Raw genomic sequence first — 16,447 nt, 5'->3', positions numbered from 1 at the left:
CCTCTAATTCTTCCATGTGGTCCTTTTGGGATCACAAGTTAACACTTTTAAGGAAAATGGAAATCTGTCGTGCACCCATCTGTACCACTCCAATTTTTGTTCCAATTGGCACTGCTGAAAGACCAGGCATTCAGTTTATCCAACTGACCGCTGAGGGATCTTAAATCCCGAATTAAACGGTTAACAGAGCCGATATTGGTGCTGAAAGACATTCCTTTCCAGGCAGAAACATTCTGTGCAGCCGAGAAGGGGATGGGATACAATTTGATTCCACTGTCGCCGTTACTCAGCGTTTTATCGTCCTTGTTATACATAAATACCAAATATTTTGCTCTTCCAGGTTTAGAGAAAACAACCTCATTGTTATAAATGGAGCTCAATCCGCCCTGCTCCGGCCCAAAAGCCCAAATATCCCCATCCGGCGTCAGCAAAGGTAGGACTTTGTAGGCGCGACTAAAGGCAGCGTAGTTTTTTCCATCAAAATCACAGGTACCTAGCGAATAGGCCTGTCGAGTATGATCATTACCTTTATCCATATTTTGTAAAGGAGCCTCTATGGTCTTATTATCTTTTAGTAAGCCCAGGCCCAACTCACAATTTCTAAGGAGAGGCACGTTATTCCACAGCGTATAAATACGCTTGGCGGCCTCGCCTAAACTTTCATAAATCTCTTTGATGCTGGTTCCGCCAAGACTTCCCGAAATGTCCTGCATCTTTCCCGCGGCATTAGCAAAGGTATCGGCTATACTCAATGAAGTCACTTTTGGCTTAGATGGGTCTTTTCTCTTAAATTCGGTGATTCCAGAAGAATGGGCTATGTAATACATCCTGCTCAGGGTTTGGTAGTCTTGTAACATTACCCGTGCTCTCACCGTATCTTCCCCATCGATGCCATCAATACTATTGTAATACCCTTGGGCCAACCATGGAAAAAGGTCGGGCCAGTTGCTGATCCATACACCCAGCGGAACATATCCTTTGGTATTTGCCTCTGTTGCGGAAGCGGAAAAACCGGCAGCTGAGCTCATCGCCAAGTCTTTGTACTTCTCTTTTAGCTTTTCCTCCTTATCCTTTTGCTTATTCGCTGAAAAATCTAATGTATCGATATCATTATTAATGATCTTCTGCTTAAACTCATCCAGCTTTTCCTTATTTGCAGGCTTATCCGCATTATTTATAAATTCGTCGAAAGTAAACTCCGGTTCGGTTTCTTTGGTCTTTTCATAAGCCGAAGCTTTGGCGATTGATTCTAATCCCTCCAGATCTTTTATTTCTTCCACTTTTTCGATAATGTCATTTCCAGGCTTAGGCTGTACAAAATCGGGGATGGAAGGTGCCCCATGGGTAATAACCATATTCGGCGCTTCACGCATGACATTGACGTCGGCCAGCTCGTTAAATGTTTTGTTCTCTACCTTGCGAAACCATTCGTCGATCTGCGTGGTAAGCACGGAGCCGCTCAAATAACTGGTACAACTCACCTTCACTTTGGCCTCAGCGCCGGATTGGCTGCCATCGTAAGTCGCCTTTACGGCGACAGCGGCGAAAATGTTGGCATACGAAAAATCTGCCTGACCACCATACTTCCAGGACTTGGACTCACTCTCGGAAGTCATCACCATTTTCACTCCACCAAAGGCTCCCCAGGTAACGCCGACCACCAGGCCGTCACCAAAATCATGTGTAAATTGTTCTGACGCGCTTATCCATGCGCTGATGAGTTTTTTCAATGAGTTGCTTTGCGCGTCATGATGATGAAACACATGCAACAAATCCAGGCCTGATTTTGAAGCCTCGGCCATTACCGCGTTGTATGCGTCTAATACGGACAATATACTTTGCTGGCAGGCCTTGTTCAGGCTGGCAATAAAATCGCTGGCGGTAAGTTCCTCAAAATTGATATACTCTACTCCTCCAACAGAAATGGCATTGTAGTTTACCGACACTGATTTGCTACTGGCCGCGGAAGATTTCCCAACATAGGCCGACAAAGAAGATTTAAGTAAGCTTACTCCCGAAACGCCATAAGCACCAGACATGCCAAATGAACCCTGGTTCATTTTTTCTGAAAATATATAACTGCTTTCGCCCGACATATATTTTTGGGATTCTTCCTGAGAGATCATTAAGCTAATGGGCTCCTTCACTACGCTGGAGCTAAATTTCCCGGCGAGGGCATAGGTAGTTGCCCCAATAGTTACCCCATATAAGGGGTTATTTATTTCAGAATTGCTCATACGATGTTGTTTGAATAATTTGTTTAAAAATTACACTGAATAATGCTTTGAGCGGTTTTCACATTGAGATAGTCTAGGTAGACGATGTTCGGCTTCGGTTTATCGGGCTGGTGCATACGCTCCGTCAATACTTCCTCCAAAGCAGCGTTTGCTATTCCTGCCAACTTCTCTACAGAGCCAGTGGGATCAAGCGCAGTATGGATATCAGGCGTTAGCGTCCAGGATAGCAGAAAGAAATGATCTTTGTCTAAGCCTCCATACGTATCCAATTTTGCCAACTGGTCATTCTTCATTTCTGCTAGACGAGTGGTTTTGGAATAGGAATCACACACGGTGAGATTGGGGCCGCGATAATCGCCAATTTCCTGTCCTGAAGGATCCCGGCTAAATCCATCGTGGTATCGAAACCGGGCCGCCCGGGTGCCAATGTGTTCGGGATAATCAAAAATCAGCATAATTTTCCCCCTACAATCGTCCAGTGCGATCTTCGCCAGATTGACGTCACTTTTTCGATGTGTAAAGAGATGCTCCCGGTATTTGATATTGGCCAGAAACTGATCAATCCTATCTTTTATTTCCCGCTCCTTCTTCTGGTTGCTGCGGATATGGGAGAATTTCAGGATAAAGGTTTCTGAAGGATGGGATTGAATAAATTCTAGAGATTGGTCCAGAACAGCGGTCAGTGGTTGGCCATTGCATCCAGCATCACCGGACCTGTGGTAGGTAACCAGCTCCCGATGGTCGTAATCCACCCTGATATCGAAATATCGGGAGCCAGCTTCCAATTGTTGCAGGATATTTAGTGCTTGCGTCCGCACCATTCCAGGTTTGAATTGAGCCCCTACGCCACAGTGATCCGTTTGAGACATGCCAGCGTCATGGCTTCCGGGCATCACAATCCCATTCAACGGGGTGTTGCTATCCAGGTGCCCCATCCAGGTAGAGGTAGCTAAAGAATTCGTCGTCATATCCTGGGGTTTCATGGTATCAGATAGAGCTCAAATGTGATGTCCTGACTGTGGCCTTTAAAACTGCCTTTGATTTCCGATCCCATTGTGTCAGAAGGATTAGGGGTGACACGGTAGGCGCTGGTAGCACTGCCCATGGGATGGTTATAATAAAATTCAACGGTAGTGTTTCTGTCGTCGGTTTCATAAGTTACGGTTCCCTCCGGACCATATAACCCGGCGGATTTGCTTGTACAAGTCCAACTGCCAGACCCCTCAATAATTTCCGGGGGGCTCGAAGTAAACTTTCCGTGTTTTGGATCTTTGGATTTTAACCTCAACACCTTACCGGTATTGTTATTTACTGTCATTTTGACGTCTCTGGCCATAATGGTAATGGTTAGTTTATGTTAAAGCATTTCAATTTGTTCTTTTTCCATTCGTTATTAACGCGGTGTGCGATTAAACGACGATAAGGGTCTGACTTCGCTAATAATCAACGATAACTTCTCCACCCAAACCGGGAGTAAGCAATTCAATTTTATACTCGGTGTTGGCAGCTATCCCAGGCAATTCTCTGGTTTGACCTGGATTGACCGATACCTCTCCATGATCTCTTATTTTTAATCTATGGACGTTCGAACCCGTAGATGTTAATTTGATACCCTGATTAGTCGTCCTAATTGTAGTTGAATCATGCGAAATACTTAGCGTTTTTTGTCCCATTTCATTATCGTTTAAAAGAATATTGCCTACTCTATACAGTTTTCAGCGGCCCTGTTTATCCTTCTTATTTTTTAATTCATGGTATTTAAATCAGGATTTGGATTGCCCTGTAAATTAAAGCCGTATTCATATTGTTCTTGTTAACAAATTTACCCCCCGCTATTTTGAGGCCGTTCATCAAAACGCATTATTTTTTCATCAAAACGCATTATTTTTCGTAACGTCGCATATCTAAATGATTAACATGCAAACCCCTATTGTTATTAAAGAGTTGAGAGAGCAGCCATTTGAAGAAATTATACGTCTCAATTGCGAAGATGAAATGCTCAAATTTAAGGCACCAGTGCTCGGCAAAGGACAAACAGCGATTATTCCGCTGACTCAAAATGTAAGGCTGGCCTATCTTTCCGGAATACCACTTGAGACGTATAAAATGCAGTATAATCAGTACTACAATAACAATGTACTACTGACGATAAGCATGAAGGGAGACCTTGTTCATGAATGGGATTATACCGCAACGTCGAAGATAAGTACGCGGCAAAGCTTCATGTATAATCCTCAGGGTGAAGACTCTTTTTTTATAGCCGAGAAAGGAAAAAAGTTTGAACAGGTAACCCTTATATTTAGCAAAGCGGATTTTTTGAATGTTGTTGATAAATTTTTTGACAGCGACCAAAAAAGTGAAAAGAAAAAATGTATAGATGCTGTTTTTTCTAAATCTGCTAAAGGAGCGATATTTGATATCTCCAAGGTAATTACTATCGTTATAAAGCAGGTATTGGCATGCAGGCTTAAAGGAAATTTCAGAAAAGTATATATGGAGTGCAAGCTATACGAAATAATGGCGCATTACTTGAATGCAATTTCATCAGTTAAACAACAAGAACTAAAATTTAGTACCGAGGATGTTCAAAAACTGCAGGAAGCAAAAAACCTCTTGCAAAACCTAGACCAGATATTGCAACTTTCCGTTAAGGAATTATGCAAAAAAATAGGATTGAACCGTTTTAAACTAACAATGGGTTTTCAGGCAATTTATAATACTTCCGTCATCAAATTCTATCATCAATCCGTATTGGAAAAGGCATTTGAAGAACTGCACCATAACAAAACGGATTCCATTACCAACATTGCAATAAAATACGGATACGGCACAACGCAAGCTTTTTCAACAGCTTTTCAAAAACAATTCGGTATTCGGCCAAGCGAGGTGCAGTAGCTGCTTGCTCATCGGTGAAACCGCAATGACGGCAAGTTCTCCATGATGAGCGCCCGGGCCACGAAGGCCCCCATCTGATCGTTGACTCGGCGTCCTGAGCGGGTAACTGGCGGCGAAGTTGCATTTACTCACTAAATTGAGTAAATTTACTCACTGTATTGAGTAAATCATCAGATATGTTTGAAAGACCTTATTTACAAGAGCTTACGTCGAGAGTAAATGAACCACGAAACTTCATCCAAGTGGTTATGGGACCAAGACAGGTTGGCAAAACCACGCTCGTGACCCAATTGACGGCCGACTATCCACACGCATTTCATTTTGTCACGGCCGACGCCGTGCCGGCGGCAGGAGCGGTTTGGTTGGAGCAACAATGGGAAACGGCGCGGCTGATGCTCAACCAACAGCAAGCCTCCGAATTTTTGCTTGTCGTTGACGAAATCCAGAAAATTTCGAATTGGAGTGAAACGGTCAAATTATTGTGGGATACCGATACCCGCGAGCGGCGAAATATCAAGGTCATCCTACTGGGTTCTTCTCGACTGCTGTTGCAACAAGGGCTTACAGAATCATTGGCCGGAAGGTTTGAGACATCCTACTTAGGCCACTGGTCTTTTAGTGAAATGCGCGATGCCTTCGGTTGGGATGTGACGACCTATGTATGGTTCGGCGGGTATCCGGGTGCCGCGTTGCTTAAGGACGACGAGGATCGCTGGAAACGGTACGTCCACGACTCGTTGATAGAAACGAGTATTTCGCGCGACATCTTGATGTTGACGCGCGTAGACAAGCCCGCCCTGATGCGGCGGCTATTCGAGCTGGGGTGCCTTTATTCAGGAAAAATCATGGCATACTCCAAAATGTTAGGACAACTTGTAGACGCCGGCAACACCACGACGCTAGCACATTACCTGGATTTGTTAAATACCGCAGGCTTACTTGGGGGCCTCGAAAAGTACGACTCGAAATTAATCCGCAAACGCTCATCCAGTCCGAAATTCCAGGTACACAACACCGCACTAATCAGCGCACAGCGGCACGAGCAGTTCTCCGAAATCCGCCAAAGGCCGGATGAATGGGGCCATATGGTCGAGTCTGCCGTGGGCGCACATTTAATCAATAGCGCCTATGCCGGGGGCTATAACATTCACTATTGGCGGGAAGGAGGGCATGAAGTTGATTTCGTATTGGAGCGCCGGGGCAATGTGCTTGGGTTGGAAGTGAAGAGCGGACGCACACAAACCGGTGTTAGTATGCCCGCATTCCGAAAAGCAACGAAGCCGGACAAGGTGTTGTTGATCGGCGCATCCGGCATCCCGTGGGAGACGTTTCTCGCCATAGACCCGGTTGAGTTGTTTTAAGCACCCCGGCTGCTCTTCGAAAAAGCAGCCGGGGCGCAAAGATCATTGGGCCCAGATTTCCTTAATGACCTGTTCTTGCCCCATTCCTATCGGACAAGCATCACTTGTGGCGTTTGCGCGATAGCGATTTCCGCTGGTCCCGCTGGTGACGCGGCTTCCCGGCATTTGGATAAAACCATTGGGGTCTACCCGTTCAATCCAATCGTCGGCATAGACCAGGAATTCGTTGCGGTAGGCTTCCGGCTGGTTGGTAAACCACGAGATTTCGTCAAACCCCCACACAAAGTGATCGTTCAGATTTGGCGTCCCCGGATGTTCGCTGATGCCGAAATTGTCTAGTTCAACGATATAAGGAGCGCGGTCACAACTCCAGCCGCTTGGGGTGATTCCGCCCTTCGTCCGACCGTATAGGGCATCGAGATGAAACTTTTTCAATTCTCCCTTTTGCGGATCGCCCATGATCTCCTTAATGCGCATCGGAAATGAAACGAAGTCAAACAATAACTTTCCGTCGCGAACCAAACCACCGCTTCCCATATGGCCATCACATAATACGGTTCCCCTTCGTGCGTGGATCAGTGCATAGTCGCGCACCTTGTTCAGCACAGTGTGCCAAGCTTCTACGCCGCTGCCATCGCTGTTCATGGCCATCAGTTCCACTTGTCCAAAGTGAAGCGCTTCAATACCGATGTTGATATACTCCGCGGCCATATAATAGAAAAATAGCTGCGTTTCTACGTTGCTAATGTCCGGAACGCTAGCGCCTACCCGCCAATGGTCCACGAATTTGCCTTCCGTGCTTAGCATCTGGTCGTAGTCGAAATTCCGGTTTTCGGCAGGCAGATCAAAGGCTTCAAAAACCCAGGTGGGGATTTGGAGTTGCTCAACCTTGGTGGATACGATTTCAAATAAGCAAGCCTGAAAAATCACTTCCGGATCGTATGCATGTACCTCCTCTGCCCGCGCTTTTGCATTTCCGAGGAACGCCGGGTTTGCAAATGCTTCGGGGATATCCCAGGAATAGATTGCCCGGCCGATGAACTTGGCCCCTACTTCTTTGAGCATACGGAAATCATCCGCCTTATAGGGATAAGGGCCATCGTTGTAAAACCCTTCGGAATTCAGGTATTCGGCTTGCAGGATGCTCCGGGAAAGGTAGCTATCCAACACATTGCGCGGTATATTCCCGTTTGAAAAGATATAGTTCCGCTCGAAGTGTGGCCGGGTCTGGGTTACCGTTACTTCTCCAGATTTGCTACATGCGCTCAACAGCACCGCCAGTATAACCCCTATATTTTTAATTAATTTTTTCATGATCGTACCGATTTTAATTTGATGATTGGCAGGCGGCCAATGTATTAATGTCTATCAGTGGTGCACCCGGTTTTACCCGGAGCTGAATGGTCGGATTTTCCTTCTTCATTACGCCGTTGTCTAGCAATGTTTTGATGAGGCAAAAGCCCACTTGGTCGCTCGTATTCATCAGCGGAATCTCTTGGTTATTGCCCGCTCCGTTGTCCATTATGGACACGTCGCCGCCCAAGTATTCCAGCGCCTGGAAACCACTCAAGCCGTTTACCGTGTGGTGATTGCTGAACACCAGATCGCCGCCGATATACTTGATTCCACCGCCAACGCTGTACCACGTGTCCAGGTTCCATATATTGCCTGCGTCGGGGCTGCCCACCAGTATGAAATCGCCACCTACGTGATTCAGTTTCACGAAGCTGGCCCCGCCAGACTCCACGCCGATGGCGGGATTAACGATCAGGCTGCCATCGATGCGTTCGATACCGGAGAATCCGACATCGCCCGCGGCAGACCACCAGTAGGCCAAGCTTGGGCAGTTTTCGATAATCAGATCACCCTTGATATGTTTATAGCCTCTAAATCCTTGCGGATTGAAAAGCTGCGGGTTATTCCGGAGGATGATGCTTCCGTCGCAATGTACCTTATCAAAAAAACCTTCGGTATCCACCATATTGGTGTTTTCTATCAACAGCGTTCCTTTCACCCATTTTATCTTGCTGCTCAGCATGTTCAATAACGACGAATTAATCTCCGTTCCGGTTACCGTAAGGTTGAGCACCGTATCGGAGAGTGGAGCGAACGCCTCGATATCGGCTTTCGATCGCAGCGTATAGCTGATTACATCATCACCCGGAATCTGCCCGATTGCTTGGACCGAAGTTGGCGCTTCGGGGTGATTGCTAGCCAGCGTCACTGTGCCGGTAAACACACCGCTTTCTACCAGACTTTTAACGGCACAAAGCCCGATCCCGTCGTTTAAGCAAACTTCATTTTTACCCAATCGGTCGTTTTCCGCGATGGTCAAATTCCCTGTAAAAACCTTCAGTCCCAATAACCCCGATATATCTTCCAGCGCATCGTTGTTTTCGATAATCAAACTGCCATTTACAAACTGGAGGTTCTCCAAGCCGTCAAGCGACAGCAGCCGCTGATTACCCGTTATATGCATCATGACGGTTACCGCATTTAACGCCGGCAAGCGCAAATTTTCGATACCGGTATTTTCGATGATTAGGTTTTTGACTTGCTGTACCTCCAACGCCGAAATGTCGGTAATGGATTCGCCGCTGATGGTCAATTTCAGGATATCCCCGTGGGCCTTGTAGCGGTCTACCTCCGCTTGCGAGGACAACGTGATTTCTGCGCCTGTAGTGAGCTCGTTTTCGAGCTTATTACACCCTGAAATGCCTATTGCCATTGCGCATAGCCAAAACAGTATATCGTTACATCTCATTTTCATTGCAAAATTTTTCATTAATTTCTGGGATTTAAATCGATTTCACGTTGTGGCAGCGGGAAGAAGTAGGCATATGCCTCATTTACCGGTTTGTTGGTTACTTCTTCGAGCACCCGATTGGTTCTCCGGAGCTCAAAAAGACCGTGCCCTTCAAAAGCAAGTTCGAATGTCAATTCATCCCACACGGCCTCTTTAAACTGCTCGTCGGATAAGCCGGGGGGCAACTCGTCCAGTCCGGCCCTTTTCCTTACCTCATTTACCCAATAATACCCCGCATCGGTTGGCCCGGCTGCCTCAGCATAGGTCAAAGCCACTTCGGCAAAGCGAATGAGGTACAGGTTGGCGCTCGTGCGGTGCGAATTCGAATGCGGGTCTGTATATTTTCTGCTGAAGGGATAAAAGAAGGCAAAAAGCGTCGGATTTGAACTCGTCAAGTTTTCTTCAGACCAGTTGGCCAATACGGATCCATCGGCATTATAGATGGTTGTCACCATCAGGCTTTTCCGTAAGTCCCTGTCGTCGAAACGATGATAAAACGCGTTGTCTACACGGTAATATTGCCAACCTTGCTGTCCCGGCTGAATGATCGGCATCACCTCGCCAACCCCCGTTAGCGAACCAGCGATATAGATATTCGGAAGCCCAATCGTGAATATCTGCGGCAATTGCGAATAATTTCCTTCGAAGCCACTACCCTCGCGGGTCATCGCGGTAATGAAAATATGCTCCCGGCTATCGGCTTGGTGTTCCACATCATAAACGTTGAACAAATCGGGTTCGAGGGCATAGGTATTCTGCCCGTTCAGCACCTGGCCGGCCATTTCTGCGGCGTCTGCATACAGTTCATTCGCATTTGAAACCCATTCGTATCCTGGCGCACCGGTCTGTTTCGATGAAGCCAAGGTGAGGTAAACTTTCGCCAATAGGGCCTGCGCAGCTACTTTATCCGCACGCCCTTGCTGCTTAGCAATGTTCATCATCGACACAGCCTCTTCCAAATCGTCGATGATCAACGCATACAACTCTTCGAGCGATGCGTAATGTGCTTTCGCATCTTGAACACCTTGTACCACCTCGGTATGGTAGGGTACCTCACCGTAAACGCGCACCAGCATGAAATAATGGAACGCCCTCAAAAAATGAGCTTCTCCCAAAAACTGCCGGCGGGCGTCATCCGAAATATTGGCCATACTGCCCACGTTTTCCAGCACGCTGTTGGCGCGGGTAATGCCGAGGTAGCAATACTTAAAAAAATAGAGGATCTCCTCGGTATTGGGGTTTACTTCCCATTCAAACAGACCGGTTTCAAGCCCCTTATTATAGGAGCGGTATTGGTTTGTGGGAATATCCGTAAGGTTGAACAGGAACCGTGCTCCATATTCGATGTTACTTATCGGATCGTATGCGTAGAGCAACGCATTTAACGCATCGGCTTCACTTGTAAAAAAATTATCATCCGAGTACACGCCATAAGGTTGTTCCCGCAACATATCTTCGCATGAAGATAAGGAGACGAACAAAAATGCCAAACCGGAATAAATAATGGTTTTTATCGCTTTCATGTCTTTAAATGTTGATACTAAAACTTCAGTTGCAAACCAGCGGTGTAAATCGCCACGCGCGGATACGGGGCCGAGCCGCGGCCATCTTCTCCTACCTCCGGATCGTATTCACTTACCTTAGAAAATACCAGGGGGTTGGAGGCATTCAGGAAAATACGCGCTTGTTTCAAGAAGGGGATATGCTGAACCGTATAGCCCAGGGTTACCTGCTGGATCCTGAAAAAGCTGCCGTCTTCCACAAACCACGAAGAGGCAAAATACTGCCTGTCTGCGCGAAGTTTAGGGCGTACATTGTTCGGATTCTCACCCGTCCAGCGCCCCTCCTGCAGCGAGATTCGATCCAGTTTACGGGTGGAGAAAACATCGTTTCCATATAGGGCGTAAAACATCAGTGAGAAATCTATTCCGGCGTCATGCGTGAGCTGGAAGTTTAAGCTGGACGTAAAATCCGGATTCGGGTCTCCGATGATCTGGCGGCTGTCCGGGTCAAGTGTACCATCTTCCCGCAACCCCACATAATTAAATTCGCCCGGCCGGGTCATTTTTACCGGGTTATCGGGCATCTCCTGAATAATCCCATCCACCTGGTAGCCATAGAAGGCGTTTACCGGCTGGCCGATAGCCAATACATTCAAGTACGCATCGTTGAAGATACCTCCCCCGTAGGGTTCATACCGGAGCCCGTTGTGGTCTACGATGTAGCCTGACTTTTCTTGCGTTCCGATGTTCACCACCTTATTGCGGTTCAGTGAAAACACGAGTCCGGCATCGAATTTCAGTTTTCCGCTGGTCAAGATTCTTCCGTCTACCGCGAGTTCTACCCCCCGGTTTTCGATTTCGCCGTCGTTTGTCCAAACCCGATCGAACCCGGTGCTCGGGTTGAGGAACTGCTGACGCAGCAGGTCGCTTGTTTTCTTATAATAGTAGTCTACCGTTACGTTGAGTCTATTGCCAAATAGCGATGCATCTACCCCGACATCAAATTGGGATGTCTTTTCCCACCGCAAGTCTTTCGTGGCCATCCCTCCCCACTGCACATAACGGTCACCGATACCTTCCCTGCCTATCTGTTGGCCGAGCCCGTAGATGATAAACTCGTCTCCGTTGAGGTAGTAGTAGTCTTGGCCGTATTTAGAGATGGTTTGGTAGGGCGCAATCCCTTGGTTTCCGGAAACACCATAACTTGCACGTACCTTAAGGTCATCGATGGCTTCAACATCCTTCAAGAACGCTTCTTCCGATAAGCGCCAGCTTGCCGCTCCAGAAGGGAAGAACCCCCATTTGTTGTTATCGCCGAATTTCGAACTCCCATCTGCACGCGCCGTGAAGGTGAATAGGTATTTACCGGCGAATGCGTAATTGAAGCGTGTAAAACCCGAAGCCAATACCGACTTACTGAAGCCATTCGTGATAAAACGCTCGGTTGCGCCCGACATGTTTTCCTCCATCAGGTTATCGTTTGCAAAGCCGCGCCCCGTCGTGTTGAGGCTCTTATGGGTTCCGTTTTCGTAGGTAACACCGCCCATCGCCGTAAAGGCGTGTTTCTCGGCAAACGTCTGCGTGTATGTCAGGTATCCGTCGAGGGTCACATTTCGATATGATGATGATGAAATGCCGCCCTCCCCGTCGTAAAGATCCCCGCCTTGGGTATATACGCGCGGATGATAGAAGTTGTGCCCCGAAAGTCCGGCGCGCGTATTTCCCCGTAGCACCAATTCCAGCGGCTTAGCCAGTTTCACGTTAAACTGAAGCGTAGCATACCCATCGGTATTCGGCGAGATGTCCTTTCTTTCGTTGGTGAGCGCCAAGGGGTTCCCATAGTCAAGCGAGTTGGCTTTAAAATAGGTGCCATCCCCGTTATATACTGGAAATAGTGGGTTTCGCTGGTAATTCATTCCATAGTTCCGGTTCCGGTCTCCGTCAATAAATCCCGCTTTCGAAATAATGGTCAGGTAATCCGATAAGTCGTGCTGGTAGGACAAATCCAGGGTAAGCTTTTGGTAGTCGTCGTTGCGTTGCATTCCCTGGCCGTCGTAGTAGCCGAGACCCAGGTAGTACTGGCTTTTCTCGCCCCCGCCCTGCACACCGAGATTGGTTTCGGAGGTTACTGCCGCGGGGCGAAACACGTAGTCATCCCATTCCGTATAGTAGGGCCAGGCGCCACTGCCAATAGCTGCCCGCGATGGGTAATAGGTCCCATTTGCATCCCGTTTGCCGATGTATATGGGGTCTATACCGGCATTTTCATTGGCCTCATCCGCCAGTTCAGCCATGAGCAATGGATCGCGCCAATAGTCCAGTTTATCGCTAAAGGTGCCGAAACTGGTCTTTTGGTCGAGCCAGACATTCGGCGAATGTTTGTCGCCTCGTTTTGTGGTAATCATAATCACCCCGTTAGATCCTCTCGACCCATAAATTGCGGTTGCCGAGGCGTCTTTTAATACTTCCATCGAAAGAATGGTATTCGGATTGATGAGATTCAACCCCCCGGCATCGCCGAAGGGGATGCCATCAACCACCACCAACGGTGCGTTTGAGCCATTAATGGAGCTAATTCCGCGCACCCGCACCGTCGAACCGCCCTGCGGGTTGTCGCTGTTGTTATTGATCACATGCAAGCCCGCCACGCGGCCCTGCAAAAGCGCTTCGAAGCTACCCGAGCTGGTCGTTGTGATTTTTTCCCCTTTTATCGAAGCAACACTTCCTGTTATATCACTTTTTCGCATCGTTCCGTATCCAACGACCACCACCTCGTCCAAATCGCCCACTTCTGTTTTCAGGACGATATCAAGGCTGGATTGGCCGCGAACCTGTTGTTCCTGTGTTTCGAACCCAACGCTGCTGAAAATCAGTAGGACCTCTTCATCGGGCAGCACCATCCGATAATCTCCTCGCTGATCGGTTACGGCACGGATGTCTTTGTCTGCCACACGTACGGTCACGCCCGCCAATGGTATCCCCGATTCATCGGTTACCCTACCCGTCAGGGTATGGTCTTGCACAGGGAGCCGAGTTCTTTCTGCTATTGGCTGTTTTGGCATAATCGTTATGATGCCGTCGTCAAGGGACCAGTCCAGTTCATGGCCGGTCAAAATAGCCTGCATCGCATCGGCGAAGTCAGCTTGTTTAACTTGGGCATCAATGCGCGTACCTGCTATCCGTTCGCCACGAAACAGAAACGAATAACCCTGTTGCTTTTGAATCTCTTTCATCACATCGCGTAGGGCGGTGTTTTGTACCGAAAGCGTTATCTTTTGTGCCTTGCTTTCAGCGACAGCTTGGAATGTAAAGGCAACCGTCAAGAAAATCGCTAGTTTCATAATCAGTAATAAGCGGTATTTAAAGGGCTGGGAGCAGCCCATTACACATCGTGTAAAAATCATATATTTGTAACGTTTGGGTGGTTAAAAAACTGGTTTTCGGCTTCAGTAAACACAGCGGCCGAGTATCGAATCCAAGCAAATGAAGCGGGTGATGTTATCAGCATCATCCGTTTTTTTGGTGTATGGATGCTAAATTGGTTGTATACTATGTTCCCATGATCTAAGCTCCTTTTTTAGTTTAACATTCATTTATTGCTCTCCCAAGACGATGAGCCGATTAGCGCCCGCCGAATGAACGACCTTAACATTCAATCCACTTTTTTCGAGCGATTTTAAAACAGATTCAAGCGGTTTATTCCGGTCAATCATACCGAAAATACTGATTTGCGGGGGGGTCCCCTGATAAATTACCTCCAGATCATACCAACGGGCCAATTGTGCAATAGCAATTTGAGGCGGCAATTTGTTGAAATAGAAAAAGCCATCTTTCCACGCCGTGTATTGCGCTGGATCTACTTTTTGGACATGTATGACCCCTTGGCGGTTCATAGCTTGTTCTCCCGGCTCCAGTATGGCAGTACCCGCCGCGTTGCCATTGCTGGTTGAAACATTTACGCGCCCTGCTACCAGTGTTGTTTGCGTTTCGCTTTCATCCGCATAGGCCGAAACATTGAATTCGGTCCCCAACACCTCGACTACCTGGCTGTTGCTCACAACTTTGAAAGGGACATTGGCCGGTGCACCTCCTTTTCCGCTCACTTCTGTCACCGCAAAATAGGCTTCGCCCTCCAAGTATACGACGCGCTCGTTGTCATCAAACCGCGAAGGATATTTCAAGGTGGTAGCTGCGTTGAGCCAAACCTCGGAACCATCGGGGAGGACGATGGAGTATGTTCCACCTTTCGGCGTTGAAAGCACGAGTGTTTCGGTAGGCGCTCGGTCATCACCCAGCCCGATAATTTGCGAATGGCCATCGGTGTAGGTGATCGTTCCCGCTCCGACGATGATTCCGTCTTGCGTGTCATCCAAGGTGATGGTTTTGCCATCGGCGAGCGAGAGGGTGGCATGGTTGGTACCTGGGGGTATCTGCGCGGCTGTTATTTCTTGATAGGGAGCGTGCTGGCTACCCTTCCAAATAAATAGGCCGACTGACATAGCGAGCAGAACTGCCGCTGCATAGGGGAGCCACCTCCGCAGCCTTACCGCACGGGGTCTAACGGGTGCAGCCTGATGCTGGGGCTGCATAACGATCTGTCGGAATATCCGCTCTTTCGTTTCGTTCGTTGGATGGAGGTCATTTGCCACGGATTCGGAAAGACGATAATAATGGGCATAAAATGCATCTTTGACCATGCGATCGGCATTTGGATCGGCCAATAGGTTTTCCAGTTCGCTCAATTCTTGGGGTGTCGCCGAATCGTTGAGATACTGTTCAATCAAGAAAGCAATTCTGCCGTTGTCCATGTTCCTGTGTTGGCATCGGTCGGGCCGGTTTCTCGCCAAAGCCGATGCGCTTTTCAAGGTAGACGAATGGCTGGGGTTTTCGGGGGTATTGTGAGTGAAATTTTTAAATCAGTTTGAAAATAACAAGCCATATGATCAGGTCTGTGCGATGCGCCAGGTGTTTTCGCAGCGCGCTAAGCGCCAGCTTCATGTAAGACTGCACCGTGGCGGGTGAAAGATTGAGCTCCTTAGCGGCCTCTTCGTATTTTAAGCCCTGTTGGCGACAGAGCTGAAATACGCGCTTCTGTTGGGGTGCCAGCAATTCAATCGCTTCGTCGATCACTCTGCGCGTGTCATTGAGCATGATTTCTTCTTCGGTGTCATTATGTGATTCTGACCAATCCGTGTTGCTTTTACGGCTTGCGCGCACTTCCAGCTTTCTGCGGCGCAGAACATCTAAGGCATGATTGCGCGAGATCGTAATCAGGTAGCTTTCCAAGTGGTTGATTTTTTCCAACCTTTCACCGAGCAGCCATATTTTCAGGAATGTACGTTGCGCCAGTTCCTCCGCGAGCACATCGGATTTGAGTAGGTGACGCCCATAGCCAAAGATGCGGTTATAATAACTGTCATAGATTATTCGAAAGGCACGCTGATCCCCCTTAGCTATCTTGGATAGCAAGGTACGTTCATCCGATAAGAATTCGGCAGCCATTTTTCCGTTCAACTAGTTCGATAACTGAATACGTCAAAGGTAGTAAAAATCCAGTAGGGTGATTGGCGGGTGCACGACAGATTTCCATTTTCCTTAAAAGTGTTAACTTGTGATCCCAAAAGGACCACATGGAAGAATTAGAGG

The 16,447-nt window shown here is 47.9% G+C and carries 11 protein-coding genes; 2 read left to right on the top strand and 9 right to left on the bottom strand.

Features of this window, described 5'->3' with window-relative positions; all coding sequences use genetic code 11:
- Nucleotides 1-47: 47 nt before the first annotated feature.
- From ACEVG1_RS20690 to ACEVG1_RS20680, 3 genes are read right to left on the bottom strand one after another with little or no spacing between them, the layout of a single operon-like run.
- Entirely contained in the window at nt 48-2,237 is a 2,190-nt protein-coding gene (locus ACEVG1_RS20690; RefSeq protein WP_374745636.1) for a hypothetical protein, read from the bottom strand.
- 23 nt (nt 2,238-2,260) lie between these two features.
- Nucleotides 2,261-3,205 (bottom strand): phosphatidylinositol-specific phospholipase C domain-containing protein, encoded by a 945-nt coding sequence (locus ACEVG1_RS20685; protein WP_374745635.1) that lies wholly within the window; start codon nt 3,203-3,205, stop codon nt 2,261-2,263.
- A gap of 11 nt (nt 3,206-3,216) precedes the next feature.
- Nucleotides 3,217-3,573, bottom strand: coding sequence for a hypothetical protein (locus tag ACEVG1_RS20680; RefSeq protein WP_374745634.1), 357 nt, complete (start codon nt 3,571-3,573; stop codon nt 3,217-3,219).
- A gap of 581 nt (nt 3,574-4,154) precedes the next feature.
- Here ACEVG1_RS20680 and ACEVG1_RS20675 point away from each other — a divergent pair.
- Together ACEVG1_RS20675 and ACEVG1_RS20670 are read left to right on the top strand one after the other, a co-directional pair.
- Nucleotides 4,155-5,132: a helix-turn-helix domain-containing protein gene (locus ACEVG1_RS20675; protein ID WP_374745633.1), complete on the top strand. Its 978-nt coding sequence runs from the start codon at nt 4,155-4,157 to the stop codon at nt 5,130-5,132.
- Nucleotides 5,133-5,308: 176 nt separating this feature from the next.
- Nucleotides 5,309-6,493 (top strand): ATP-binding protein, encoded by a 1,185-nt coding sequence (locus ACEVG1_RS20670; RefSeq protein ID WP_374745632.1) that lies wholly within the window; start codon nt 5,309-5,311, stop codon nt 6,491-6,493.
- A 42-nt stretch (nt 6,494-6,535) separates the two neighbouring features.
- Here the strand turns inward: ACEVG1_RS20670 and ACEVG1_RS20665 are convergent, their stop codons facing one another.
- From ACEVG1_RS20665 to ACEVG1_RS20640, 6 genes are all read right to left on the bottom strand, one after another.
- On the bottom strand, nt 6,536-7,807 hold the full coding sequence (locus ACEVG1_RS20665) for a hypothetical protein (RefSeq protein WP_374745631.1): 1,272 nt from the start codon (nt 7,805-7,807) through the stop codon (nt 6,536-6,538).
- Between the two features lie 13 nt (nt 7,808-7,820).
- Nucleotides 7,821-9,221: a hypothetical protein gene (locus ACEVG1_RS20660; protein ID WP_374745630.1), complete on the bottom strand. Its 1,401-nt coding sequence runs from the start codon at nt 9,219-9,221 to the stop codon at nt 7,821-7,823.
- 56 nt (nt 9,222-9,277) lie between these two features.
- Nucleotides 9,278-10,822: a RagB/SusD family nutrient uptake outer membrane protein gene (locus ACEVG1_RS20655; protein ID WP_374745629.1), complete on the bottom strand. Its 1,545-nt coding sequence runs from the start codon at nt 10,820-10,822 to the stop codon at nt 9,278-9,280.
- 17 nt (nt 10,823-10,839) lie between these two features.
- Nucleotides 10,840-14,142: a SusC/RagA family TonB-linked outer membrane protein gene (locus ACEVG1_RS20650; RefSeq protein ID WP_374745628.1), complete on the bottom strand. Its 3,303-nt coding sequence runs from the start codon at nt 14,140-14,142 to the stop codon at nt 10,840-10,842.
- Between the two features lie 252 nt (nt 14,143-14,394).
- Entirely contained in the window at nt 14,395-15,609 is a 1,215-nt protein-coding gene (locus ACEVG1_RS20645) for a FecR domain-containing protein (protein ID WP_374745627.1), read from the bottom strand.
- 103 nt (nt 15,610-15,712) lie between these two features.
- On the bottom strand, nt 15,713-16,303 hold the full coding sequence (locus ACEVG1_RS20640; RefSeq protein ID WP_374745626.1) for an RNA polymerase sigma factor: 591 nt from the start codon (nt 16,301-16,303) through the stop codon (nt 15,713-15,715).
- Nucleotides 16,304-16,447: the final 144 nt, after the last annotated feature.

Source organism: Parapedobacter sp. 2B3 (assembly GCF_041925275.1).
Taxonomy (GTDB): domain Bacteria; phylum Bacteroidota; class Bacteroidia; order Sphingobacteriales; family Sphingobacteriaceae; genus Parapedobacter; species Parapedobacter pyrenivorans_A.
The sequence above is the reverse complement of the archived record's forward strand: the minus strand, read 5'-3'. Positions and strand labels throughout refer to the sequence as shown.